Genomic DNA, 26,767 nt, shown 5'->3' with positions numbered 1-26,767 from the left:
CTCACTAATCAAGTACAATGGTTTTGTTCATTTCGGTCCAAGTATCAGGCCCTATAATCCCAAGGCGCCATAGAGCAATTCCTTTCAGATCATAACGCTTCGCGAGACCAATCTTCGTATTAATGCTTGCCGAGGTTTCGCTTCCGCGGGAAATACCTAGAATGAGCTTGTCCTTGTCAACCTGCTTCAGTGCCAGCTGTATGGCTTCATCCACCTTTGCCACGGGCTCGGGACTTTGTTCATCACCGTAGGCATACGCCATAAGGACAAGATCGTCCGCTAGATTTGCGAGTGTCTTGTAGTCATAGCCTTGATACACACTGTTCAATGCATGTACAATGACAGTCAGCTTCATGTCTTGCTGCTTTGCTCTTGAAGACAGCTCCTTTACAAAAGTATTATAATCACTCTTCACCTTGGATTTATCGCCGGTCATGCCGAGTCCTTCCAGGTCAAGTTCGATGCCTTTGAAGCCTTTCTCTGCTGCAGCCTCCATAATGCTGTCTATAGTTTTATTTCGCAGCTCCTTATCCTCAAGGTTTTTCGTGAGCTCCAGCATGCCATCTACAGAATAAACCATTAGATATGGTGTTGTTCCTTCAGATACTGCATCCTTAATAATCGACTCACCAGTAATCTCGCCGGATGGAGCTGGCCATCTGTACTCATCCCCGGTTAATGTAAAATTACCTTCTCGATCGATGCGGCTCCAGCCAAACGCGGCTGCGTCAAAGTGATGGAGGTAGGAAATTTCATCAAAGGAACGAAGTGCATAATAGCCGAGCGTATACATCTCTTCCCGAGGCGATATGATAGATACGGTCTTAGAAGCTTGGTTCCAGCCCACACCCGCACCAAACTGCTGGCTGAAGAAGCTAAGCGGAATCATCGTCGTATTGCTGATCGTCCTAGGGGCTAACGTTAATGCTGCATTTTGTCCGTTTACCTTTGCTGTCTTGCTGCCAAGGGTAAGCTCTACTGTCTTTTTAATGCCATCCGAGAGCTTTGAAGCCGTTATTTTCTTGGCCTTCTGGTTCCATATCACATTAATTCCAAGCGCTTCGGATATGGCTCTGAAAGGCACCATCGTTGTTCCGCTAATGACAACCGGTTCTACCGGAAAAGGCAAAGGATAGTTATCCAGCATAATCTTTACTTGACTGGCACTCGCCGCATTTGCAGACGTAAGTACAGTTCCACTTGCCGCTGAACCTAATACAATTGCGCAGCTGAGCAGTATTTTTCCCCATTGCTTCATTTCTCGCTCGTCTCCCATTCTCATCAATTTAGTAAATAGTGTTTCTATCAACGCTGCATATTTTACTATAATAATAGAAAAAATAGGTTAATTTTCTTTAATCTGATAAGTTTCAGTCTTTTGATAGATTAACAGAGAGGTACATCAATTATTAACCGATATAATATATTTCATTTTATATTACTCTATTTTGTTTTTGTTGCATTTACAACAATTTTAAGTTAAATTCAATATCATATATTTTATTGATTCGCAACAAAAATATAAAAGGAGGTAACGATGAAGGACATTCTACGAGTAATCGGAATGATAGCAAGAGCATTAGATTCCATAAGCAATATAGAATTTAAAGAATACGACCTAACAAAAGGACAGTATTTGTATCTTGTGCGAATTTGCGAAAAACCCGGAATCATTCAAGAAAAATTGGCTGAGATGATAAAAGTGGATCGAACAACAGCAGCTCGTGCTATAAAAAAACTCGAAACGAATGGCTTTATTGAAAAGAAAGAGGATGAACATAACAAAAAAATCAAGAAACTCTTCCCAACAGAGAAAGGAATGACGGTTTATCCATTTATTAAAAGAGAAAATGATTATTCGAATAACGTTGCTTTAGAGGGATTTTCTGAAAAAGAAACAGAAATCATGCATAATTTTCTTCAAAGAATCAGAAAAAATATTGAAACAGATTGGGAATATGTAAAAAAAGGTAAAAAAAGAGATTACTGATAATAGATAAAGGAGGGACATTTTTAAATGACAGTTACTTTAAAAATAAAAAAGTGCAACCATGAAGATTTGCTGCTGCTCCAAGAGATAAGTATTGAAACATTCAACGATACTTTTAAAAATCAAAATTCATCTGAAAATATGAAAGCCTATCTGGAAAAAGCATTTCATTCTAAACAATTGGAAAAGGAATTGTCCAATATTTCATCAGAATTCTTTTTTGTTTATTGTAATAATGACGTCGCTGGATATTTAAAAGTTAATACAAATGATGCTCAGTCTGAAGAAGTGGGCGAGGAATCACTTGAAATAGAGAGAATTTATATAAAGAATAAGTTTCAAAACCATGGGCTTGGAAAGCACCTGCTAAATAAAGCTATGGAAATGGCAATCGAAAGTAATAAAAAGAAGATCTGGCTAGGCGTTTGGGAGAAAAATGATAATGCAATCGCTTTTTATAAGAAAATGGGGTTTGTTCAAACTGGAGCCCACTCTTTTTTTATGGGAGATGAAGAACAAATTGACTTTATAATGACCAAAACACTTATTTAACTGAATAGGAATCAATTTTATAATTTTACCTATTTAATGATTTATGAAATTGATTGATAATAAATAAAAATATCGGTCCCTAAACATTACTAATGTTGTATTCGCCTAATGTTATAAATTCGCATTTTTCTGATGCAGCTCCTAACACGAAAAAAACCAGCCATGTTCATGGCTGGTTTTACTGAAATACTGATGCAAGAACGGCATCTATCGATATTAAATACGGATGTAAACTTGATTATTGGTTACAACCTTTTTTATAAGTACAGCGAGTCTACGTAAGCTTGATCCTCTTGATCCTTCGCGGTATACCCTTCTTTAATTAACGTGCGAATCGTTGTTTCCTTAAGTACCCATACTAGATATTTGTTCAGTATCGCCCATAGGAGAATGCCGAGCAGGAAAAAAGGAATGAGCGACACGGACATGATTATTGAGAAAAAGAGCAGCATGATCTGCGCAAAGATAAAATACAAAATAATGAGGCTTGGAGCCAGCATTTTGCTTGCCCTCACCTGTCGATACACTCTAAACAGCTTGAACGAAGCTGTCCAATTCAGCTTGCCTTTTGCTTTGACAGGCACTTCAGCCGCTGTATCTCCTTTCAACATATAGAGCAGTGATTTTTGGTCTTTCTTCTTGTTCAACGAATGTATCCACCTTTTTGATATAAGATCTGTTATTGTACCCAAGCGTTCCGGTTCATTCTCTACAATACCACATCCGAATTCAATATTGAAATGATCCGTGCCTATAGACTATAGAGCCTGCACTGCCTCATGCAAAATACGAAATGATTTCCTACGCTTATCCAGATCGTAGATAAAGGAAAGAGCCATCAGCTCATCGAACAGATAGCGTTCTTTCAGCTCCGTTATTTTTCTTTGTATGGTTTCTTTAGAGCCTATGATATGCGCCTGTTTAATGGAATCAACCAGCTCTTTGTCATGCAGCGACAGCTCGGTTTCATTCCAAGCTTCGGGAGTGTCCATTCGCAGCACCCTTCCTTTTTTTAAATAGTAGGTAAACTGGATGGACGTCTTCGCGAGCTCCTCTGCTTCTTCATCCGTATCTGCCGCGATCACCCGAATCGCTGCAAGTCCGTAAGGATCATTGAGACCTTCATGCGGTACAAAGCTCCTTCTATATTCCCGGAATGCAGAGTAGAGCTGCTCCTCCTGCCCTGGTGAGAAATAGGCAAATGCGTATCGAAGTCCCATGGATGCGGCAAGCCGTGCACTAGAGGGACTTGTCCCGAGAAGCCACAGATCAGGAATGTACTGAGTGCGAGGGGTGGTCATTAGTCCTCTTAAAGGATGAGACGCAGGCAATGTGCGCCCCAGATATTCTTGCAGCTGACGCAGCTGTTCTGTAAAAGTATCCGGGTCTCGAAGCTGCAAGTCCTGTAACGCCTTGGTCGAGTTCGGCAAACCGCCAGGGGATCTGCCTACCCCCAAATCCACCCGATTCGGCGCAAGCGCAGACAGGACTTTGAAATTCTCAGCGACCTTGTACGGACTGTAATTTTGCAGCATCACACCGCCCGAACCAATCCGCATATGTGATGTAATCGCAGCGATATAACCGAGAAGTACTTCAGGCGAAGAGCCGCCCATCGCATCGGTGCTATGGTGCTCTGCTACCCAGTAGCGTGTATATCCCAGCTGATCCGCGAACCTCGCCAGCTCGATCGTTTCATTAAAAGCCAATTCAGGAGTGCCTTTAACTTTCAACGGTGTCTGATCCAGTATACTGACGTGCATTGCACACTCCTCCTTCAGTTGAACTTATAATAATAAAGATGCTGAGTTGTTAACGCACCTTCCAAGTATTATAAGATATTTTGTCCGATGGTACTAATTCAGCGCAATATCTACATGATTTAGAATATAGATATTTATATAAATCGCGATATAGTTTACATAATAATTAATATGTAGATACTAATTTTTTTAAAACAAAATAAGAGATCCGCCATATAAGCGAATCCCTCTATTGTTTCATATTACTCTTCAATTAAACCTTTCTCGATCAGAAAATCACGAGCCACATCTTCCTCAAGCATGGCATCTACATCCACTTGAGCATTGAGGTCCTGCATTTCCTCCTCCGTCAGGAAGCCTTCGAGCTCATTCAGTATTCCCTCTAGCTCAGGATACTGTTCAAGCGTATCTTGTCTAATCAATGTAGATGCATCATATGGAGGGAAGAATTCTTTGTCATCCTCCAAAATTACAAGGTCATGCACCTTGATCTGCGCATCCGTCGCATAGGCATTCGTTACATCCGTCTCACCCGCTTCAATAGAGCGATACATAATACCGTGGTCCATCCCTTTAGCTTCCTTGAAGTTCATGCCATACAGCTCCTGGATTCCAGGATACCCGTCATCACGGTCCAGGAATTCGAACTCTACTCCAAGTACCATATCTTCGGACACTTTTGCCAAATCACTGAATGTTTTCAGATTATGTTCTTTTGCCGTTTCTTGTGTTACCGCAAGTGTATACGTATTATTTATGCCATAAGGCTCCAAAAACTTTAGCCCGTCTGCTTCAACCAGCTCGCGTGTTTTATTCAGCGTCTCTTCCGCGGTTCCAGTCTCTTCCTGATAATAACTGGCTACAATGGTGCCTGTATATTCCGGATACAGCTGAATTTCGTTATTCTCAAGTGCAGTCCAGACGACATTGGAGCCGCCCAAATTTAATTGACGATTAACTGTAATATCTGTTCGATCTTCAATTAACAATGCAACGATATGTGCAAGGACTACATTTTCCGTGAAATTTTTCGAGCCAATCGTAATTTCTCCTGCAGACTCCCCTGATCCTCCGGACTCTCCCGATCCATTGCTGCATGCACCCAAGATTAAGGTTGTGGCAAGCAGCATTGCTATCCCTGTACCAAATTTGAATTTCTTCATTTTGCTTCTCTCTCCTGTCCCATATGCGATGTATAAATTCCGTTAAACCTTCAGACCTTTCGGCGTTGTACCCTTCTCAACCAGACCCAATAGATAATCAATGATGAGTGCGAGCAAAGCTGCCGGTATAGCGCCAAGCAGTGTCAATGCATCAATGTTGCGCTGAATGCCAAGGAAGATGAACTCCCCAAGTCCCCCTGCTCCGATGAAGGCCGCAAGAGTAGCTGTACCTACATTTATAACTGTGGCTGTTCTTATACCGGCCATCATGACACTGAGTGCAAGTGGAAGCTGGACTCTGAACAGAATTTGCATATCCGTCATTCCCATTCCTCTTGCAGCTTCAATGACAGCAGGATCGACATCTGTAATTCCTGTGTATGTGTTTCGAATGATCGGCAGCAAAGAATATAGAAATAGAGCAACAATAGCAGTATTCATGCCGATACCAAAGAACGGGATCATAAAGCCCAGCATAGCTAAGCTCGGAATCGTCTGCAGAATCCCTGCTGTACCGAGAGTGACCCCTTTTAGAAACTTCACACGTGTAATGATAATTCCGAGGGTAATCCCGATCACCGCAGCAATTAGCATCGAAATCACGACAAGCTGTATATGAACGAGCAGTCCGCTCAGTACGTCCTCACTTCTTGCCTCTAGCTGGTACATCAGCTGTGAAAATAACGATTGATCTCTCATGCCAGCACCTCCTTTTCTCCAACCCATTGAGAAGCAAAGGCAGTAAGCAGGCTGCTTCGAGTAACGATCCCTACAATGACCCCGTTCGAGTCAACAATAGGTATAATCCCGTACGGAGCTTCATTGATCATGGCCAACGCATCTCTTGCTGTCCCTGAGTCTTCAAGTACAACGGCCGCCGGATGCATGACCTCACTGATGGTAGTCGCATCCATATGATTCGATAAGTCATAAGCTGACACAATGCCGAGTAGCTTCCCTTCCTTGTCGCCGACAAGCAGTGTATCTGTCTTCCGCTGTCTCATCATCGTGATTGCTTTGGCAGGTGTCCGCTCCGGCAGAGCTGTAGACGGATTATCCCGCATGACATTCGTTACTGGAATGTATTCCGGATTCTGATAGATCCGATTTTTTCCGATAAAGCCTTCGACAAATTCATTAGCCGGCTGGCTGAGAATCTGATCCGGGGTATCAATTTGCACCAGTTCTCCATCTTTCAAAATGGCGATCTTGTCGCCCAACTTTAACGCTTCCTCCATATCATGCGTGACAAACACAATGGTCTTCTTCAGATTCAGCTGCAGCTTTAGCAGTTCGTCCTGGAGTTGCTCCCGAGTTATGGGATCAAGTGCACCAAAAGGCTCATCCATCAGTATAATTTCAGGATCAGCGGCAAGTGCTCTAGCAACACCGACCCGCTGCTGCTGACCACCCGATAGTTGTTTAGGATAACGCTTCGCAAATATTGCAGGATCCAGACCAACCAGCTTCAGCATTTCATTAACCCTTTGTTTCTTCTTCTCTGGGTTCCACTTCTTTAATTGAGGAATCAAGCCAACATTATCTTCAATCGTATAATGGGGGAATAAACCAGCTTGCTGAATGACGTAGCCCATATTTTTGCGTAGAGTTACAGGGTCTTCTGTTGTAATATCCTTTCCATTGATATAGATGTGACCGGACGTATGCGGAATCAACCGGTTGATCATTTTCATGGTCGTCGTTTTACCACAGCCACTTGGTCCGATTAATGCCAGAATTTCACCGGCGCCGACCTCAAAGGTGATATTCTTGACGGCTTCAAGACCATTCGGATATTTCTTGCTAACCTGATCAAATTTAAGCATAAATACGTTCTCTAACCTCCTGCTACAATCATTTAACCAAAAGCCTGCTTTTCTTCCTCTGCTCCACTTTGTGAGTAGATATAGAAAAGAAAGCTTTTGGACTAGACCTTACTATAACAGATATATATTTTACTAACAACCTTTATATTATATATAAGTTGTATGTATTTTTGTGGAAAATGTTGATTTCGCTCGCTAATTCACTAATTTAACAAAAAACACCCGTATGGACCTAATGGTCTATTCGGGTGTTTTGAGATGATAATTGGTTTACGTAATATTCATTACGAATACTATATACCAAAGAAGCATGTACCAAGTTGAAGCTCTAGTCGATATAGCTTCTGTTCGTTTGCAGATCATGGAATGGTTCAAAAAAAACAGACCTATTCTCTCGTTATGAGTGAACAGGTCTGCATTAATGTGTCTTCTACTTTCAATATCTAGATATAGAATTTATTGCTCTTGGAGTCCTTTTTGATTAATAAAACGAGCCGTTCGATCGTACATGTTCTCATCCCCCACCGCCACGATGACATCCTCTTCTCTTAATACAACGTGAGGTCCTGGCGAGATGGTGACTTCCGTTCCTCTGCGCAACGCAATAATTGTCGCACCTGTATTTTGCCAGAAAAACAAGTTGCCAATCGTGTTGCCTATTACATGAGAATTGGTCTTGATCGTAATTTCCACAGGACGGTAAGGCTTCAAATTCTGCATACGATCAGATGCCTTAATAATTTCGTTTAACAGCTCCTCAAAGCGTTCGTCAATTGCCTTCTTCTCTTCAAGAAGCGACTCCAGGTCCTGCTTAAGTGAATATGCCGATTTCAAATAATTGTGTTTTGTGATATACTCGTGCGCCAGTTGTTCTGACAAAACGATGATCTCCTTGCCCTGCGATACAGACACGATATTTTCTTCCTTGAGCAAGCCAATCGCTTTACGGATGGTTTCTGGCGAAACATGATATTGTCCAGCTAACAGAGAGCGTCCGGAAATCTTGCTATGACGAGGGAATTCTCCGCTCACAATTCTTTGGGCAATATCAAGAGAAATGGATTTATATCCGGCCTTTTCCTGCATTCTTACTGTCGTCCCCTTATCCTACGCGGTCAAATATGATTTAAATGCTTTACTTTTCAAGATGTTAGTCATCATAATCAATTTCTATATTTTATCTGATTCATTATGGGATATCAATCAAGCAATAAGGCATGGCTCATTTTTTTAATGTTAGAAATTTAGTTGATTTAAATAATAGTTAACATAATATATATTACGGTATATTTATTATTTGTTTTCTCCAGCACGGCTATAAGCAGGAACAACAATATCCAGCATCGCCATCGCCTGCTCCTTCTCACGATTGGTTACGTGGGTGTAAACGGTCGTCGTTTGAATGGAAGAATGCCCAAGCAGCTCCTGCACGGTTCTTAGATCAGCTCCCTTACGAAGCATCATCGTAGCAAAAGAGTGCCTGAGCTTGTGGCTTGAGTATGATACCTTCTGGGCTGGAGACACATTTTGTTGAAATCTCTCAAAGGCTTCGGAAGCAATCAGTTGAATGGTTCTAATCGAAAGCCTTCTTCCCTGCTGGGATACGAATAACGCATCCTCCCTCGACTTTCGAGGTTCAATCCGTTTATTCATGACCGCCTGTAGCACTTCACCAACGGCATCAGGTACAGGCAGCAGCCTCCACTTACGACCTTTACCGAATACACTCAGCGTTTTTCTCTCTGAGTTGTAATCACCTAAGTTGAGCAAATGAACCTCACCCACTCGCAGTCCCATGTATCCCATTAACAAAAAGATCGCCAGGTTCCGTTCCCGATATTTCCCATCGACTGATCCCATAAATCGTGATAGATGCTGCTCATCCATAAATACAGGGACTCTATTCTTCTCCGTCTTGGACTTCTTGATTCCAGCTGCTGGATTAACGGTAAGGAGTTCAAGCTCAATCAATGCTTTGAAAAAGCAGTTCACTGCAGCATGCTTCCGATTCCTTGTCGCATCGCTGATGCCTCGGTCACGAGCCTTGGATAAGAATGACAGCACCTGCAGCCGTTTTACCCGTTCGATCGGTTTTCCTTCCAGCGTTTTTAGAAATTCAAATACATCACTCTTGTAAGATTTCACGGTATAGCCTGTATAGCCCGCATCCTTCAGCCAGATGTCAAAAGCCTCGAGCTCCTCAGTATAAGTTTCTTGTATGTAATCTGTCATCATGCTCATCTTCACCACTTTCTTAGCTGCAATTAAACTGACCAAGTGATCGAGTGCAGAAATAAAAACCGATCAAATTTAAAACTACGTATAATTTATATTATACGCAGTTTTTCTGTGGAAATAAAGCGTACAATAATCTCGAATTTCAGTTGTTAGTCGCAATTAGTTTCTTGCTTCCATTGATCGGGATCAAACCGCTCCGTCAAAAGATAAATATGAAAAAACCTCCTATAAAACTATAAATTTAGTTTGCTTCAAATAGGAGGTTGGAATCTTATATATTAAATTTTTCATTCACGTTATTTTAAGAGAATAGTAAAGCAGCTAGCAAGGTGTAAAATATCACTGCATTAAAGAAACCGGCGATCATGGAGGCAATTCCAAGACCTACAAAAATCATGACCATACTGAGTGAGCTGGCACTCTGGAGTATCACTGCATTCCGCTCGTCGTTCTCCTCGATATACAGCTTCTTCAGCTCTGCTTCATTTCTACCGGCTTTTATATACTTGGCGAGAAAAAAACGACGCACAATTCAACACCGATAAAAGCCCCCGTGGCAGCCATGTTGGAATTAAAAGGTGGGAGATAGTTAATGAGTATAAAAGTAGTCGGAGAAAGTTGATACGAAAATGATCTGTTCATCCTGAACACATTCCGCTTCGTTAAAACAAAAAAGCCGCAGCTACGCGACTTTTAAGCACTAATCTTCTTGCCAACCTACATATGGTGAATAGAAAAATCCTTATCGGGACACAATTGTTATTGATTGATCAATTACATAAAACTAGTTATTTTTCTTTCTCTGTAGTTCGCGAATGGTTGCTGCAATCCCAACCTCTGGCTTAGTTGTTGGGATTTCCCCAATAAGGCGCTTATACTTTTCACCGCTTAAACGCAGCGGCTCTTCCGTTAAGTACAACATTTCCACAACCTCCTTCATAACAGGTACGAATAATCCAAGCAGTGACAACCCCATTTTACCCAGAGCAATAACGGGCTTTTTCGTGCTGCTTGCCTGTTGTGCAATGCGGACAATCTCATGGCCGGAGATGATGTCCGAGCCGGGTAAATTCCAATTCTCCCCATAAGCTTGCTCGCGCCCCGCAAGTTCAACAATCATATTTGCTGCGTCGGGAAGATATATATATTCACGAGGAATCCTCATATTACCGATGAAAAATGCCAACTTTCCACTTGCGATTGCTTCTAGCGTTCCTCCTAGATATGAAGCCTGATTGGCAGTCGGTCCATAATAATCTGGTAAACGCACAATCATCGGTCGAGCGTTCTCCCATCTGCTGTTAAATACCATTTGCTCAAAGGCAAGCCTAATTCTTCCCTTTTTCGTGTGAGGCTGTTTTGGATGCTCTTCTGTTACTTGATCCATCTGGCTTCTTCCATATGGGTAGATTCCATCAATAACTACAACTTTTAGGCTCAGTCGGTCGGCAGCCTCCATAACAGATTCTCCTAAAGGAATAAGCTTGCTTACCATTTCGTTATACGGTACGTTTGCGCTATGGAACAAGACATCTGCACCTTGTACTGCAGCGGTAATATCATCCGGCTGGCATGCATCTCCGATGGCCAGCGAGAGATGAGCAGGATTACCTAGCTTGATAGCAAGCTCCTCCAGCTTTAACTTAGACCGCCCGAAGGCAATCGTCGGCACTTCACGACTCACAAGTTCAGAAACAATAACAGCACCCGTACCGCCTGTCGCACCGATTACAATCGCTTTCTTCATTTTTCGTCATCTCCCATTAGTTTGTAATTGATCAATCACTAATTTATATCCAAACTATACCATCTTGTTAGTGATTGGTCAATAACTAAATACACTATATGGCTTCCGCCATATTATACCTCTCTTTCGATAAGCTCCGGCATATCGAGCGCCCACGAAATATTGCACAGCATCCCCCTAGCCAGAAACATAAAGGTTCGTTCCCTCGGCTTCTCTAGCCCTTTCTGCTGAAAAGCACTCAGCACAATCCGTTGCACTTCCCGAAACCCATTGCGCATTACTTCCCGAACTGGCTCCTCTCGCATCGTCTGGGCTTGCATTTGCAGATAGGTTTCATTTATATAGTCAGCTAGGATATCCTTATAAGCTTCAATCAGATCACTCTCTAATTCCTCCGGAGTAGCTGCGCTTTCCACGACCTGCCGAAAGGATTGCTGGATCCTTTCCCACGAAAGCTCCAGTGCGCTAATCAATAAAGTTTCCTTCGTTGCAAAAAAACGAAATACATACGGCTGGGAGATATTTGCACGTTCTGCAACCTGTGCCGTCGTAGCACGATAATAGCCGGTTTCAGCAAAAACCTCAATTGCTGCAGAGATGATTTCGGTTCTACGGTTCACGCTGTTTTTTTCAGATTTTGCCATACATTAAACCCCTCTTTTTAATTAGTGACTAATCAATAAAATTATTTCTGTCAATTATAGCCTATGTGGGGTATACGTGCAATTAAGCAGCGATATGCTGTGATTCTGTCATTAATTGAGGAGATTCGTTGTTTATATTTTGATTTGATTCTGAGATTACAATCATAGTCGTATTCTGTTATCAATTGCGCAATTGGAGTCGAGTACTGGTCTACACGAATACCACGAATCATTCTCTGTTATTAACCATTAGGATTTCTTCCTTTGGTGTGAAGGTTATTGTGACCGAAAGGAGTCTGGAAAATTGGCCATGAACGTAATCATCTTATCACTTATCGTAGATCCAAAGGCAGCAGTCAAATTGGGATTCCGAAAAAAAGCTTCTACTAATTTTTGATTTAAATAAGCGCTATAAAGGTCAAAACAAACTTCCTTATCCTGCTGAATGTTCACAGCAATTTCTGAATCACGAACAAAATCAATGTCCTGGAAACGAAGCTTTTTCCGATAAGGGAATCGATTGGATGAAAAATAAATCTCTAGAGCATTTATGTCGTAAATTATGCTAAATGCAGTATCTGCTCTCTGGATCGACCGAAGAATATCGTATAAGCAATCTACTTCTGCTACTGCATTATCCAAATATTCTATTACTCGATCGAACCGTTTGATCGAATCCAGATCATAATCGCTTAATACAACTGACCATTCTTTGTTTGATTCATTCAATCTCTTCATTGTTTCTAAATAAGGGGTATTAACCATAACTTGCACTGGCAGAGTGGTGCCTGAATATATAGCTAATTCTCCATTCAAATACTCAAAAATAGCACACGCTCCTGTACGATCGCAGATCATGTAATGAAGACGAGAGAATGGGTTAACGATTCGGAGAGATTCTGCTGTCTCTTTTACCTCTTCAACTGTTGCACAAGTATCAAGCATGAGTTGTATCCATTGCAGCTCACCAATAACAGGATTGCCGTCCTTATTAGGATAACTAGATTGCCAGAGAGTCGTCTGCTCCACGACTAAGCCGACTTCGTTCATTCCTCCATTTGGCATTTCCTTACCTACTTGTGATAGGGTTACGCTATTGTACTTAGATATCCACTTCATGGGGCGGTCTGGCGGCATGATCAGTGCCGTTTTGTACCTATCTCTTTTATTGGAGAACATGTAGGCACCGTCGTAAGGTACGTCCTGATTTTTACCTAGCAAGTTAACACCATCTTGATTCAAAAATAGTGCCGTACTCATAAAATCACCCTATTTCATTAATTTGTTGGTTAATTCATTAATTCTTCCCGAATCTAACTCATCCATAATTAAATCAACGATGTCTCCAACCCGCTCATCATCTTGTTCTAAAATAGCAGCCATCCTATTAAGACGGATCTGATTCTTTTTCTCTCGCTCCAGCTCCTTTTTTTTGGTTAAGTAAGGCTCGATGTCCTCATCTTCCCTTCCTTGCGCCTCAAGCTCAGCCACTTTCTGATCCACTAGAAGTAAATGTAATTCGATCTTCGCAATGGAGCTAAGTGGGTTTACATAATATTGCTCATCTACAAGTACTGTTTCCTTAACACCAAAATAATTGGCAAGAACCTGTAACCGCTCCTTCGGAATGGGGCGACGTTTCTTAATCCAATCTGAAAATTGCTGCGGTGTAATGTTAAGCTCGCGTCCTATTCCCGAATAGGATTGTTCGTTAATCATGACCAAATATTCTAAGACCGTTTTGGCAATATGACTTTTCAATTCATACCCTCCAAGACATAATTTATGTCATGATTATATAAATTGACATAAATTATGTCAAGTTGTTAATTGTATTGTTGAATATCTTGACGGACCTCCCCCTCTCCATTGCGTCTCTATAATGCTTATCAACATTACCGCTTCTCCATTAGCTAATAGACGAACGTGATAAGAAAGAGATTAAAGCATCATCATACTCAGTTGCATGCTTCCCAATCCATATGAGGTGGCCCCATGAATCAAGAATACACATTTCAGAATGGGGAATTATTTCTCTTGCAGCCAAGTCTAATAGATCCTAGACATTCTTCACTGGAACTAGTAGTTTAAAATAGATACTGATTAAGGAGGAGTACCATGATTTATTTACATACTTTTTCATTTCCGAATGAAGATATGGAGTTTGATTTTTTCATGGAGATAAAAAGAACGTGCTATGACTCATTTTATCCATTTAAAATCTTATCAAAAAACAGCTTACAAACCATTGATTTTGAGCCAGTGACCATTTTGTATGGCGGAAATGGATCAGGAAAATCCACTGCATTAAACGTAATCGCAGAGAAAACAGGACTCCAGCGTGATTCGATTTATAATAAATCGAATTTCTATCCTGATTATGTGAATATGTGCGAGATGCATACCAGATTAGACATTCCAGAAAATAGTAGGATCATTACTAGTGATGATGTATTTGACTACATGTTGAATATCCGGAATCTTAATGAGGGAATCGACCACAAAAGGGAAGAATTGTTCGATGAATATTTGGATGCGAAATATTCGCAATTTCAGATGAGATCTATGGAAGATTACGAGCAGTTAAAGAAAATGAATACAGCGAGAAGTAAAACACAGTCCCGGTATGTGAGAAATAACCTAATGGATAACGTAAGGGAATATTCAAATGGTGAAAGTGCCTTCCTCTATTTTACTGAAAAAATTGGAGAGAATGGACTTTATATTTTGGATGAGCCAGAGAATAGTCTCTCTCCAAAACGTCAGCAGGATTTGATGAAATTCATTGAAGATTCTGCCCGTTTTTTTGGCTGCCAGTTTATCATTTCCACACATTCTCCATTCCTGCTGTCCATGAAGGAGGCAAAGATCTATAACCTGGATGAAAATCCTGTGAAGGTAAGACACTGGACAGAATTAGAAAATGTTCGCACATACTATGAATTTTTTAAAAAGCATGAAGATGCCTTTGATTATTGAGATATATGGAACGACACTCCATTCTCCTGCGTCAGTTGTTTTATAACAACCTTTTGGAGGGTCGCTAATGCGAGTATTGGTTACTGGAATTACGATAATAATCTTTATAGTGTTACTGTCTGCCTGTTCTTCCGCTGCTGACTATACACCAGATGAAATGGTCAAGACGGAGGAATCGCTTACCGCAATCAAGAGAATCGGTGATTATCAATTGAGGCTTACAACAGACATATTAGATCATCACTCAGCTCCATTGTTGCAATTTCAAGCTGGTCTCCGATATGTAGGCAGCAAATCTAAGATAGAGATCATGCATAGCTTTGATATACACCGAATTGATCTGCAAATAGACGGCGAATCTATTCTTCCCCCTAGTTCCTCCGAAAGCATAGGTATCCCCTCTATACTGAAAAAGGGTGAGTGGCTTGAGGAGCACATTGAATTAACAATGAATCAAGAGCAGTTAGAGCGGATGATCTAATCAGACGGGGATATCATTCTGTATTCCGATTTCGATGATGGCAAAACCAAGGTGGAAGACAGGACAAGAGCGCTTAGTATTAAAATGACTGAGATCTTGCAAGAATAAACCCCTGATGATTAGCGCTAGGATGGCGCAGCTCTGCAAGCTGGAGATCAAAATCCGGTGATTTCTCTACCAACAAAAAACAGCAGCAACAAAATCGTCACTGCTGTTGAATAGGCATATCTCTCATGCCAGGATAATCCTTCTATTTATTCTTGTGTTAACGAATTCCAATACGTTACGCGATCCAGCGGAAGACGAGATTTAGGCAAGCCAGGCTTCGCCGCTTTACCGATTGATATGAGCATGACCGGAATTAAATGAGATGGAATCTTAAACTCTTCAATCAGTCTTTCATGTGAGAAACCACCCATCGGTACGCTGTCATAACCTCTTGCCTTCGCAGCCAGCATCAGCTGCATGGATACCAGACCTCCATCAATCTGAGCCGTACTGCGTGCAGTTTCCTCTGACATCGTACGGTAATATTCTAACATCCGTGGCACGTAAGCATCGCGGGATGCCTGAGGCATGCCGAGCTCTACAGAACGATCATAAATCTCATCTGCGCGTTTATAGGCTTCTTTGTCACCTAGTACAATAATTGTTGCTGCGGAATCCACGACTTGTTGCTGATTATTTGCAATCGGCATGAGTTTTTCTTTGACGGCTGGATCGTTAACGACGATAAAGCGCCATGGTTGCAAGTTGGAAGAAGAAGGTGCAAGCACCGCGTCTTCAAGAATGGCTCTCAATTCCTTCTCTGAGATGGTAACCCTCGGATCGTAGCTGCGAATAGACTGACGTTCACGAATCAAATTGAAGAAATCTGCTTGTATATCCTGGGTCATTTTGTATGCCTCCCTAATATATGTAATAATAATAATTACAAATTGAAACGACAATAATATAATGCGAAATTTAATTTTTGTCAACTTATTTTCAAGGTCTATCTTATCTACAAATGATTTATAGCTTAGCAGTGAACAGAGCTCTTCCCGTACGTTTTTCCTTATACATCGCTTCATCTGCAATCTTCAGTAATTGAGTCACATTGGATGCATCTCTTGGATATATGCTAACCCCTGAGGAATATGAAATTGCAATTTCCGTATTCTCGTATCTAAACGAATGCATAGATAACGAAGATAGACGGTCATGAATCATTTCTATAACCTCTGTGTCCGTTTTATCAGCACAGCTTACGATAAGCACAAACTCATCGCCCCCGATTCGGGCTGCCAGATCACTTGGTCCGGCGGTATTCTTAAAGATACGAGCGATATGCTTGAGATACAGATCTCCGACGAGATGACCGTAACTATCGTTAACCGGCTTAAAATTATCCAGATCAATTAATACGAGAGCAAACCTTTCCTGTTGCGCTATTTTTTGCTCAAGATATTCCTCCATTGCTGCTCTGTTACTTAAATTAGTTAATGAATCGTGAAGTGCGAGATGCTTATATTCTTGTTCGGATTCTAACAGTCTTCGCTCTGTATTCTTTAGAGAGGTCACGTCCGTCAAATGCATAACGAATAGCTCTTCATTCGCACCTTCCACCAACTCCAGGTTCATGATGAGATCAACATGCTTCATTCGATCACGATCCACTCTTATCTCCCAGTGGGATGCTCCTTCTCGCCGCTCTTCTAAGGAAGCCAGAACATCGTGGAGGCTTATCCCATTATTGAACTCTATAGATTGTGGAATCTCCTGAATTGGAATTCCTTCGAACCAATGCTTAGCTTTAGGATTCAGCTCTCTTACCGTCCCCTTTCGATCAAGCAGCATGATGGCTGTTGGAGCAGATTTAAAAAGAATATGAAACAATTTGCGATAATCCGGCATGATATTGTACTTCCCTATCTGATGCCTCAATATAACTGCCCACATCAGATAACCGACAAAATATAGAATCATGGAGTATCGGGTGGTTATTAACATGGATTGCAGCAGCAAAGTAACCATTACAAACCAAGCAAACAGTGAGAACAAGCCGAGAAGTAATGAACGGGATGCCTTTCTTACTCTCTTTTCCTTCGTTCTATACCAGATCATAGACAGGATCACCGCAGACAGGAGAATATATCCGGCTACAAATAGGAGAGTCAGCAGCAAAAATAACGGATCCAGGGGACTGCGGCCATCGGTTACTTCAACGTTATATAATTGCGTATGCTCCATGGTCACAAGAAAAATAAGCCACAATGTAAAAGGGGCAGCATAGATAATCGGTAATCGCCGCTTTAAATACTCCGTTGTGGAGTCCCCCATCAGAATACACAGGTGTACTAAGAAGCAGATGACAAACAGAAGCATCGGGGCATTTCCGTATAGAACAATCTGCATCTGATACTCTGGGAGCAAGGAGGTCTTGATATACTCCCCCAGAAAATAAAATAAAAACGCAAGCATAAGAAATGCTGCTATTCGGTTCAACATACTCCTTTTGTTACGATGAATTAAGGTGATGGCCATATATAAGAAAAAATAAGTGGGAAGCAATATCGTTAGAAAATCCATAAAAAGTTCGTTCATTATTCAATAATTCCTATCACTTTATGCTAAATTATTTGATGTCCAGTACTGCCTTCAAGGTCGATTGTATCGTCGGATATTTAAATTCAAAGCCTTCTTCCAGTAACCGCTCTGGTATAACCCATCTGCTCTTCAATATCAATTCTGTCTCTGTTCGAATGACGATTGCGCCCATCTCCAGCAGCCATTTGGGGGTCGGAATGCCAACAGGCACACGCATGACCTTCCTCATCTCATGCATCAGGTCTTGATTGGTCACCGGGTTTGGGGCAGACGCATTAAATACACCCGAGAGTTCCTGACGGCTCTGAATATACTGCACCATACGAAACAGATCTTCGACATGGATGAAGCTGAATTTTTGATTGCCTGGCCCCTGCTTGCCCCCTAGCCCAAATCGCGTCAAATATATATAAGGTGTCATTACGCCTCCGCCCGGTCCGAGCACAATGGCAATACGAAGAGCAGCCTGCCTTGTATGAGGCAGTTCGTAGGAGAAGTAGGCTTCCTCCCATGCCTTTGCCACCTCCACAGAGAATCCTGTGCCAAGCTCGCCTGATTGTTCAGTCATCGGTTTGTCTTCAGCATGACGATAGATCGTTGCTGTACTTGCATTAATCCACAGAGCCGGGGGCTTGCTGCATTGGAGTACAGCATCTCCAAGAATCCGAGTTGTACGCGTACGCGACTCTATAATCTCTTTCTTGTTCGATTCATTGTATCTGCAGTTTACCGATTTACCAGCCAGATTCACTAACAAATCTGCACCATTCAGTGCCTCTGCTATACCTTTGTGATCTTGCCAAGAAATATGACCTTGCTGTCTTGAGATGATGAATACAAGATATCCCTGCTGCTCGAAACCATGTTGGAAATATTGACCGATAAACCCAGTCCCTCCTGCAAGAACGACCTTCTTCATACGTTCACCTATTTTCTCTATGATAAATTATGAAATAGATTCACTCATAAGTTCAAAAGTTCAAGCCATGCCCGATGATTCAAATAAGGAGTAGATTCAGTTTCTCTAACACGATAATGATTGCAAAATACAGAAGAAATAGTACAGGCTGTGCTGCAATAAACAACATCGTCGGATTCAGCAGCTTATTAAAGCGGTAGACATACTTTTCTACAACGATAAATATGGCTGTAAGGATCGCGGCTCCCCCGATACCGATCAGAAGCATCCCTGCTCCTGGTCCAGGGACCTCTTGTCCTAGCAAAGGTAAGTATTTCATGACGAGTTCGAAGCCTGCCGCTCCCCCAGCATACAATAGGATAAGCCCGGTAATATACCGGAGCCTGGATACATATTGCTCGGATAACTTAATCAGTCTGGATACGACGACTGCGTTTCCCATTGCAAAGACTATAAAAAAAATGGAGAATACGGTCGTATCTACATTCACTTCGGAAGTATAAAGCTCTATTAGTTTCATCTGCTGTCATTCCTCTTGATGTCATTTGTTTATGTTCTCTTACTTCGAACACTGTAATATCTCATGGCTCTCGGTACACCTTGGATCTTCAGCTTGCCGCCATAGATCAGCTCTCTTAGTCGGTATTCAATGAACGCGTCCCCTGTATACTGCCCGGAATGTCCGATTACTTCGCCAATGACTCTAGCCGCCTTCAGGAACTCCCCATTTGGTATACCTTTTTCAAGTAGACGAACCTTCTCGAGTATATAATCATCAAAATAGGTAACTTCTGCTGAGATCAGCTCACCGAACGCCCATATTCGAAGCAAATTAGAGCTCTCAGAGAGAGACAGCCATTCTTGCTCGTAGGAGCGCCTTTGCTCAGTAGTCACCAGAACATGCTTAGATGCATCTTGATACACTCTCGATAAATCCTCTGATGAGATCTCTCCAGTATGGGAATAGAATTGTAATACACCCGGCTGATCCTCCTTCTGTTCATTAGCGGTTGGAGCATCGAGTATATACAGTAAATTAGAGTAATCTTTTAGTAGCCAGCTCACATAACGCAGTCCGGTCTGCTCGTGAGCATTATTACTGCACCATATATAAATCACCGCGTCTTCAGGTATGATCTCAATGGCAGGATGCTGCCTGTCCCCTGCATCATCAAATTTTGGATCTAGATGCTGCCGGAACCAGGCTCTTCGATGTTCCCTCCCTTGTTCTTCGTGCAGCCGCCATAACGGCCCAATAGAGAACACTTCATCAAACAGTAGAATCCGATCCATTTCCCGGGAGGCATACTCTTGAATCATTTGTTTCACACTTCCTGCAGCTGATGCGCCGAATACGATATGTATATTTTTCGTGTTCTCGTCTGGCAACCAGCTTTGCTTGCGCGTTAGCTGCTCATTTCGAGTATTCAATACGGCATCATAAATGTTCATCATCCGACCATACAATTCTTCCTTCATGGAGTCATGCTCTTGTGTCAACTGCATTTGAATCATGAAATGAAGCATCAGGGTCCTGAGCTCGGATTCGTTCATCTTCTCAACGGTCCATTTCAATTGTTCTAGATCAGGCAATCAAATCTCCCCCTCCCTATATACCAATTTGCTTTTCTATTATAAACGCGCTTTAGCAGAAAAAGTATCGTTATCGTTAGAAATAAGCAACCTGCTTTGTTAAAGATAAGCACCCCGGGCACGAAAAAAGAAGAGATTGCTGTACCATCGCAATCCCTTCTCGTTCGTTATTTCTTCCTATTTCGCATCATAAGATGCTTGGAATTCCTCGATAACCTGTGATCCGCCTGCTTTTAGCCATTTATCTACTTCTGCCTGCCAGCCGGCTTCATCAATCTGTCCCATAATATATTTTGTTTGTGCGTCACTGATCAGCAGATCAAGCTCATTGCCTCTTTCCATATAGGTTGCGGATGTCAGAGTCAGACTGATGTTCGGTACCACATATTTGGCGTTCTCCTTCGCCATCGCGGTCCCTTTTTCACCTTGAGGCGTATCCTTTAGCGGCTTAACATGATAGCCCTCGATATTGAGTAGATTGTCCCGGTATGGCTTCACTTGCTGCTGGAAGAGAGCGAAATCGATGAACTCCGTCCGGCCGTCCTCTGTTTCTTTGTAATGCACATCCTTGACGCCTCTCATCAGCAGTGTCGAAGACGATTCATCCAGCAGAGCATTCATAAATTCAAGCACTCGCTTCAGTTCTTCCTCTGACTTCACCGCTTGCTTCGGAATGGCCAAGAATCCATTATGCCCTGGCTCACCAGCAAGTCTTATGCCTTCGGGTCCTGTCCAGGCCGCATTATCCACAACATAGCTGGGATCGGTTGCAGTGAGCCGCTCATATTGACTCTTCAGGGCTTGAGCGACCGCATTTCCAAGGCCGGCACGGCCTGAATCGAACAGCTTTCCAGTTTCCGTACCGTCCATCACCGCAAAATCTTGATTAATCAGGCCTTCGGCATACATCCGTCTGAACATATCAAGCACATCCACATACTGAGAAGTCATGAACTCTGGTGTAATTTTATCGTCGACAAGCCCCCATTTATTTACTCCCCCGATACTAACGGCAAGGCGTGTAGTTACAGCAGAATGACCAGTATTATATCCTTTGTCCAGTACAAATCCATAGGTATCGTCCTTGCCATTGCCGTCCGGGTCCTTCTCTACCATCGCCTTCTGCAGCTCATACCATTCTTCCAAATTGTCCGGCAGCTCCATGCCCAAGGTCTCGAGCCAATCACTCCGGTAATTGTAAGAAGCACGTCCCATGTCACGGAATAGTGGAATGCCATATATTTTTCCTTCTACGGAGATGTTATTGTAATGATTCGGATCTTGTGCCTTCAAATTCGGGTAATCATCAATGTAAGGTCCCAGCTCCCAAAACAGGCTGGATTGCAGAGCACTAATCACGATTGGCACGTAATTCAGCTTCATGATCATGGGCATTTCATTTGAAGCGATCATGACACTGACCTTCTCATCATAGGCAGAGGACGGAACCCATTGAATACTTAGGTCTGTATTCGTATATTCCTCGATGGCCTTCTCCACATCGCCGCTCTCTGGAATTTCCCCCACCTGGACAATCGCCATACTGATTGGAAATGGACCGTCTCCATCAACAGCTGCACTGCCATGATCTGAAGTACCGCATCCCGCAAGTAATAAGGTGGTGGACAGCGACAGGATACAAGCTCCCGAAAGTAAGCGCTTAACCTTTTTCAAAGTAATCTCCCCTTACGATTCATTTTAAGATACATGTTCATTGAGGCGATTCTACGCCTATCCATCTCAGCCTTTAACCGAACCGAGCATGACCCCTTTTACAAAATGCTTCTGTAAAAATGGATAAACGAGCAGAATTGGCAGTGTAGCGAACACGACGACGGCCATTCGAATCGTCAGCGGCTGAATATCCAGATCCTCGAATGCGGTAGAATCCCCGACACTGCTCTGAGCAAGGATGACGATCTCACGCAAGTACACCTGAATGGGCCATTTGGTATTATCGTTGATATAGAGAACCGCACTGAAAAATGTGTTCCAATGATCCACAGCATAGAATAGGGCAAATGTAGCAATCGCAGGACCCGAGAGCGGCAACACAATCCGAAAGAAGACGCCGATATCGGTGCAACCATCTATTTTGGAACAGTCCTCCAGCTCGCTTGGAATCTGCTGAAAGAAATTTTTGAGTACGATCAGGTTGAATGCACTGATTGCACTTGGAATAATAAGCGACCATAGCGAGTTCGTTAAATGCAGGTTCTGCACAACAAAGTAAGTCGGAATCATCCCTCCACTGAACAGCATCGTAAACAGCACGCCAAGCATAATATATCTTCGTCCTTGAAGACGGGGTCTGGAGAGCGGGTAGGCCATGAGGCAAGTGAACACGAGATTAAACAAAGTACCGACAATCGTGACATAGATCGTGACACTTAAACTGCGAATCAGCGTATTGGTTGAGAAGATATACTGGTATGCAGACAGCGACCACTCCTTAGGAAATAGGATCAGTCCGCCTTTAGCCACTTCCTGCGGTGCTGTAAACGATACAGCGATGACATAAACAAATGGAAGCACAGCTGCTAGAGCGGCCATAGTGAGCAAAATATAATTAATCACATCAAAAATACGACTCGCTGCCGTTTTATCCTGAACCATTTGAGAACACCCCCTTCTCTTATATTCCCTCCTTTAATAAACACCTTCTTCTCCAAATCTTTTGGCCAGCCAGTTGGCTGATACGACCAACACGAGAGCCACCACGGACTTGAACATGCCCACTGCTGCGCTATAGCTGTACTGACCTTGGAGCAGCCCTTTTGTATAGACAAACGTATCGAACACTTCTCCGACATCCCGGTTGGTCGGGGCCAGCATGAGGAAGATCTGTTCAAACCCGGTATCCAAAAAGCTGCCAAGCCGAAGAATCAACAGAATAATGATTGTGCTCCGAATCGCAGGCAGTGTAATATGCCATATCTGACGCCATCTCCCTGCTCCATCCATCCGTGCAGCCTCATATAGCTGCATATCGACAGCCGTTAGTGCTGCAAGGAAGATAATCGTTCCCCAGCCCACTTCCTTCCATATCTGCTGAGAAACAATGACAGTTCTGAACCATTCGGCATCCAGCAGGAAGGCGATCTTTTGGCCGGTTAGCTGAAATATCAGCTCATTGAGAATTCCGTTCTCTGTTGTCAGCAAAATATAGCAAATCCCTACCACAACGACCCACGATACAAAATGCGGAATATAGATGAGGGTTTGTATAAATCGTTTAAAGCCTTCCCGCCGAATCTCATTCAGCATCAAAGCAAGAATGATCGGCGCCGGAAAAAAGAATACCAAATTGTAAAAAGCGAGCAGAAACGTGTTGCGGAACAAGATGAGAAACTGCGGATCACTGAACAATCGCTCAAAATGCTTCACTCCAACCCATGGACTGCCGAAAAATCCAAGATGCGGCTTGAAATCCTGAAAAGCCATGATTAGGCCATACATCGGAACGTATTTAAAAATAAGAAAATACAGAATACCCGGTATAAGCATGACATACAGCCATTTATCTCGTAACAAAGCTGCTGTGGACAATGATCCCTCTTTTCGCATGCTCATCATGACCGCACCCGGCTTGGCATCCGCTGATTCTGACCGGTACTTGATGATCTTCCTCCCCCTTCTGCATTAGATTAGGGATAATTATGCCTATCAACGGGATGACAGGAAATGATCATTTCATAACCTTTCGTTCATTTGTTGATTGAGTACATCCTGATCGCGTCCAGTAATCTCTCCATAACCTTCAGTATGCCGTATATAATCTATTGGACTACTGACTTCATTCAGCTCTTCATTAAAGCTCTGACCCAGGCTCCAGCTCCGGCCGCTCTCTGCTGTGTTCATACTGATCCCGATATTGTCCTGGCGTCATTCCCACCCATTTTCGAAACGTCCGTATAAAGGCACTCGTATTGGCATACTTCAGTTTGCGTCCAATATCGGACACGAGCATACTGGTGTTCTCAAGCAGCATCTTCGCCCGGTTCATCCGATAGGAAGCCAAATATTCACTAAATGGCATACCGACATCTTTTTTAAACACTCTGCTTAGATAAAATGGATGGTAGTTTAACTCAGCTGCACACGACTCAAGCGTTATGTCCTGATCATAACTGGAATGAATCATATCCAGCATCCGGCTTGCAATCCTTACCTGCTGCTCCTCCGCCTGCTGTTCCATCGCATGAATAACAGGTATAAACAGCTGCTGTTCGAACCAATAACGAATATCTTCTTTCGTATTCAGCTTGGTCAGCTTGGTGAGCAGCTTCTCCCCGCTATGGGAGTCGCCCAGATTAATATCCAGCTCCTGTGACTGAGCTGTTTCAATGATTCTCATGGCCAGTTTAATGAGCAGAAGATTGAGCTCCTGCTGATAAGCACGATTCTCTGTGATTTGTTTCAGATAGAGCTCCATTGCCATCGTGAGCTGGTCTTTCTCTCTTTTTCTTAAAGCATACAGAATATGTTCTTCAATCTCCCGAAGCTTGGAGTATGGAGTTCTGCTGTCTATATGATCTGTTGGATGAGGAGCGTAACGAATAATACAGCCTGCACTAGGTACCATCCGTTGCCTTAGCGCAGAGGTAGATTCCTTATATGCTTCAGGAGCAGCAGACAGGTCCAAGAAGGATTGGCTTAGTCCGATGCTGATTTGCAGCTGCAAGTAACTCTCTATTTGATCCTTAATTCGTACCGCCATTTGGTAAAATAGATCATCCCCTGTAGCGGCCTCATCTGTATTCGACGGCTCTATAAGCAGGGTGACTTGAGCATGATCCAGGATAACAGGAGCGAATCTGTGTGGGGGACTAATTAATTCTGCCACCATATTATTAATGGCATATAGCAGCAGCTCCAAATTGTGCTCGTCATACTTGCTTAGATGGAAGGTATCGATTTGTATTTTCATAACCGACAAGGCATGCCAGGATTGTGGAAAACCGCATCTGGAGGATCGCTTTACAAATTCATCCGCCTGTATTCGATTAGATAACAGCATGAGTATCAGCGATTCGCTCATATGCTCCGTATGCGTAGACAGCTGTGCTTGAAGATCTGACCATGAGGAAGAGAGCCTGCGTATGCTTTGTTCTATATAGTGGAGTTCATTTGAACTAGAAGGCCGAGCATTCTCATCGAGCTCAATATCCGTCTGGCGGGAGTATTCGACCAAGCGATGAATCGGCTTGTACATGCGTCGGCTCCAAATGTAAGCGCTAACAATAATGACGATCAAAACGATGCCGCTTACCATTGCTGTGATCCACGCTATATGCTGCGTTTGTTGGGTCATGGCTTCAACAGAAGCAACAGAGACATGAGTCCATCCATAGGAAGCTGATTGAAGATAGGTTACGTTATATTTACCGCCATCCATTTCTGTTCGAAATGAAGAGGCTTCAAATTGCGGTTTCATTCCAGTATTTTTTATTCTAGTGAGCACCTCCGTGTTGACAGTTGAATTCAGCTCATCCTGCCATGGGGCCGGAATGGAGCCAAAGATCACCTTACCTTTGTCATCAATAATGTATTGTGTTCCTAGTTCAGAAGCTTTCGACAATCGTTCAGCAATATGCTTGATTGGCATCTTTACGACGATGAGGCCTTTAGCACCGGTGCGCATCGGGAACAAGGGGATTTTTTGTACCAAGGTGGTGTATAATTCACTACTCGATGTATCAATGAACAGGCTGCTGGCATGTGATGCATAGTTCATGATCAGATCTTTATCCTTAAATTGACTAAGACTCTGAAATCGATCTAATCCTGTGACAGTACCATAATTGAGATGGATAAAATAAGCTTCAGAGGTCATGACAGGGGTTTGCAAATTGGACAATGCCGATGACATCTCTCTAATTTCCTGAAAATGAGCCGGTGTCCATTTCTCTTGTAATGCTTGTTTCATAAGAAGTGAGTTTGCCAGCTGAAGTGTGGAACGCTCCAGACCTTTCAGCATATCCTCGATCTGCTGTTCATTTTGCCGAAGCAGCTGCGTGTTGCTGGCTAATACCTTCTGTTCTACATCACCCGCGGCAATATAATAAGATAAGAAGCCCATTGTCAGGACGGGAATCAGCCCCAGAAACAAACTGAAGCGCAGGAGCTGCATTAAATAAGTAGGCATAGCAATGACTCCTCCCTTTGGCCATGATTGAACAACCCTCTACGTGGCTGTTTCCAGAAAGTTTAAAGCCTGCAGTTGAGCACTATATTCCATAAAATGGTGGAAAAACCTCTTGAGTCTCCACAAATGAACTGA

General features: G+C 42.7%; 26 protein-coding genes. 4 read left to right on the top strand and 22 right to left on the bottom strand.

Features of this window, described 5'->3' with window-relative positions:
- Positions 1 to 4: 4 nt before the first annotated feature.
- Positions 5 to 1,258 (bottom strand): stalk domain-containing protein, encoded by a 1,254-nt coding sequence (locus BM415_RS07170; RefSeq protein WP_091156171.1) that lies wholly within the window; start codon positions 1,256 to 1,258, stop codon positions 5 to 7.
- A gap of 279 nt (positions 1,259 to 1,537) precedes the next feature.
- On the opposite strand from BM415_RS07170, the gene BM415_RS07165 reads away from it, so the two are divergent.
- Together BM415_RS07165 and BM415_RS07160 are read left to right on the top strand one after the other, a co-directional pair.
- Positions 1,538 to 1,990 carry a MarR family winged helix-turn-helix transcriptional regulator gene (locus tag BM415_RS07165; protein ID WP_091156168.1) on the top strand — a complete coding sequence of 151 codons (453 nt, stop codon included), beginning with the start codon at positions 1,538 to 1,540 and terminating at the stop codon, positions 1,988 to 1,990.
- Positions 1,991 to 2,017: 27 nt separating this feature from the next.
- A complete protein-coding gene (locus BM415_RS07160) occupies positions 2,018 to 2,542 on the top strand; it encodes a spermidine/spermine N(1)-acetyltransferase (RefSeq protein WP_091156166.1) in 525 nt (174 codons plus the stop codon).
- Positions 2,543 to 2,799: 257 nt separating this feature from the next.
- Here the strand turns inward: BM415_RS07160 and BM415_RS07155 are convergent, their stop codons facing one another.
- From BM415_RS07155 to BM415_RS07100, 12 genes are all read right to left on the bottom strand, one after another.
- Positions 2,800 to 3,189, bottom strand: coding sequence for a hypothetical protein (locus BM415_RS07155; RefSeq protein ID WP_091156163.1), 390 nt, complete (start codon positions 3,187 to 3,189; stop codon positions 2,800 to 2,802).
- 111 nt (positions 3,190 to 3,300) lie between these two features.
- Positions 3,301 to 4,305 (bottom strand): LLM class flavin-dependent oxidoreductase, encoded by a 1,005-nt coding sequence (locus tag BM415_RS07150; protein WP_091156161.1) that lies wholly within the window; start codon positions 4,303 to 4,305, stop codon positions 3,301 to 3,303.
- 242 nt (positions 4,306 to 4,547) lie between these two features.
- Positions 4,548 to 5,468, bottom strand: coding sequence for a glycine betaine ABC transporter substrate-binding protein (locus BM415_RS07145; protein WP_091156159.1), 921 nt, complete (start codon positions 5,466 to 5,468; stop codon positions 4,548 to 4,550).
- 42 nt (positions 5,469 to 5,510) lie between these two features.
- Positions 5,511 to 6,167 (bottom strand): ABC transporter permease, encoded by a 657-nt coding sequence (locus BM415_RS07140; RefSeq protein ID WP_091156157.1) that lies wholly within the window; start codon positions 6,165 to 6,167, stop codon positions 5,511 to 5,513.
- The gene (locus BM415_RS07135) at positions 6,164 to 7,294 is read right to left on the bottom strand and encodes an ABC transporter ATP-binding protein (RefSeq protein WP_091156154.1); all 1,131 of its coding nucleotides are present in this window, start codon (positions 7,292 to 7,294) and stop codon (positions 6,164 to 6,166) included. Before BM415_RS07135 ends, BM415_RS07140 begins: the two co-directional genes overlap by 4 nt.
- Before the next feature lie 456 nt (positions 7,295 to 7,750).
- Positions 7,751 to 8,380 carry a TrkA C-terminal domain-containing protein gene (locus BM415_RS07130; protein WP_091156152.1) on the bottom strand — a complete coding sequence of 210 codons (630 nt, stop codon included), beginning with the start codon at positions 8,378 to 8,380 and terminating at the stop codon, positions 7,751 to 7,753.
- Positions 8,381 to 8,587: 207 nt separating this feature from the next.
- Positions 8,588 to 9,529 carry a tyrosine-type recombinase/integrase gene (locus BM415_RS07125; RefSeq protein ID WP_091159114.1) on the bottom strand — a complete coding sequence of 314 codons (942 nt, stop codon included), beginning with the start codon at positions 9,527 to 9,529 and terminating at the stop codon, positions 8,588 to 8,590.
- Between the two features lie 304 nt (positions 9,530 to 9,833).
- Positions 9,834 to 10,061, bottom strand: a complete 228-nt coding sequence (locus BM415_RS07120; protein WP_091156149.1) for a hypothetical protein — start codon at positions 10,059 to 10,061, stop codon at positions 9,834 to 9,836.
- Positions 10,062 to 10,316: 255 nt separating this feature from the next.
- A complete protein-coding gene (locus tag BM415_RS07115; RefSeq protein ID WP_091156147.1) occupies positions 10,317 to 11,279 on the bottom strand; it encodes an NAD-dependent epimerase/dehydratase family protein in 963 nt (320 codons plus the stop codon).
- Positions 11,280 to 11,392: 113 nt separating this feature from the next.
- Positions 11,393 to 11,923 (bottom strand): TetR/AcrR family transcriptional regulator, encoded by a 531-nt coding sequence (locus BM415_RS07110; protein ID WP_091156144.1) that lies wholly within the window; start codon positions 11,921 to 11,923, stop codon positions 11,393 to 11,395.
- A 276-nt stretch (positions 11,924 to 12,199) separates the two neighbouring features.
- Positions 12,200 to 13,183 carry a linear amide C-N hydrolase gene (locus tag BM415_RS07105; protein ID WP_091156143.1) on the bottom strand — a complete coding sequence of 328 codons (984 nt, stop codon included), beginning with the start codon at positions 13,181 to 13,183 and terminating at the stop codon, positions 12,200 to 12,202.
- A gap of 9 nt (positions 13,184 to 13,192) precedes the next feature.
- Entirely contained in the window at positions 13,193 to 13,684 is a 492-nt protein-coding gene (locus BM415_RS07100) for an XRE family transcriptional regulator (RefSeq protein WP_244533172.1), read from the bottom strand.
- Positions 13,685 to 14,041: 357 nt separating this feature from the next.
- Between BM415_RS07100 and BM415_RS07095 the strand changes: the two genes are divergently transcribed.
- Positions 14,042 to 14,902 (top strand): AAA family ATPase, encoded by an 861-nt coding sequence (locus tag BM415_RS07095; RefSeq protein WP_091156141.1) that lies wholly within the window; start codon positions 14,042 to 14,044, stop codon positions 14,900 to 14,902.
- Positions 14,903 to 14,969: 67 nt separating this feature from the next.
- Positions 14,970 to 15,383 carry a hypothetical protein gene (locus BM415_RS07090; RefSeq protein WP_091156138.1) on the top strand — a complete coding sequence of 138 codons (414 nt, stop codon included), beginning with the start codon at positions 14,970 to 14,972 and terminating at the stop codon, positions 15,381 to 15,383.
- A 254-nt stretch (positions 15,384 to 15,637) separates the two neighbouring features.
- On the opposite strand, the gene BM415_RS07085 is transcribed toward BM415_RS07090, so the two are convergent.
- The 9 genes from BM415_RS07085 to BM415_RS07045 form a co-directional block, all read right to left on the bottom strand.
- On the bottom strand, positions 15,638 to 16,279 hold the full coding sequence (locus tag BM415_RS07085; RefSeq protein ID WP_091156137.1) for a nitroreductase family protein: 642 nt from the start codon (positions 16,277 to 16,279) through the stop codon (positions 15,638 to 15,640).
- Between the two features lie 118 nt (positions 16,280 to 16,397).
- Positions 16,398 to 17,873: a sensor domain-containing diguanylate cyclase gene (locus BM415_RS07080; protein WP_244533171.1), complete on the bottom strand. Its 1,476-nt coding sequence runs from the start codon at positions 17,871 to 17,873 to the stop codon at positions 16,398 to 16,400.
- Between the two features lie 127 nt (positions 17,874 to 18,000).
- A complete protein-coding gene (locus BM415_RS07075; protein WP_091156133.1) occupies positions 18,001 to 18,891 on the bottom strand; it encodes a TIGR01777 family oxidoreductase in 891 nt (296 codons plus the stop codon).
- 79 nt (positions 18,892 to 18,970) lie between these two features.
- Positions 18,971 to 19,411 carry a hypothetical protein gene (locus BM415_RS07070; RefSeq protein ID WP_091156130.1) on the bottom strand — a complete coding sequence of 147 codons (441 nt, stop codon included), beginning with the start codon at positions 19,409 to 19,411 and terminating at the stop codon, positions 18,971 to 18,973.
- A 29-nt stretch (positions 19,412 to 19,440) separates the two neighbouring features.
- On the bottom strand, positions 19,441 to 20,484 hold the full coding sequence (locus BM415_RS07065; RefSeq protein WP_091156128.1) for a DUF1835 domain-containing protein: 1,044 nt from the start codon (positions 20,482 to 20,484) through the stop codon (positions 19,441 to 19,443).
- 177 nt (positions 20,485 to 20,661) lie between these two features.
- The gene (locus tag BM415_RS07060) at positions 20,662 to 22,158 is read right to left on the bottom strand and encodes an extracellular solute-binding protein (protein ID WP_091156125.1); all 1,497 of its coding nucleotides are present in this window, start codon (positions 22,156 to 22,158) and stop codon (positions 20,662 to 20,664) included.
- A 66-nt stretch (positions 22,159 to 22,224) separates the two neighbouring features.
- Positions 22,225 to 23,100, bottom strand: coding sequence for a carbohydrate ABC transporter permease (locus BM415_RS07055; protein WP_091156123.1), 876 nt, complete (start codon positions 23,098 to 23,100; stop codon positions 22,225 to 22,227).
- 33 nt (positions 23,101 to 23,133) lie between these two features.
- Positions 23,134 to 24,060, bottom strand: coding sequence for an ABC transporter permease (locus tag BM415_RS07050; protein ID WP_091156120.1), 927 nt, complete (start codon positions 24,058 to 24,060; stop codon positions 23,134 to 23,136).
- 235 nt (positions 24,061 to 24,295) lie between these two features.
- Positions 24,296 to 26,632: a helix-turn-helix domain-containing protein gene (locus BM415_RS07045; RefSeq protein ID WP_091156118.1), complete on the bottom strand. Its 2,337-nt coding sequence runs from the start codon at positions 26,630 to 26,632 to the stop codon at positions 24,296 to 24,298.
- Between the last annotated feature and the right edge of the window lie 135 nt (positions 26,633 to 26,767).

It is taken from the genome of Paenibacillus sp. 453mf (genome assembly GCF_900116105.1).
GTDB lineage: Bacteria > Bacillota > Bacilli > Paenibacillales > Paenibacillaceae > Paenibacillus > Paenibacillus provencensis.
Note: the sequence above shows the minus strand (reverse complement) of the source record. Positions and strands in the feature narration are given on the sequence as shown.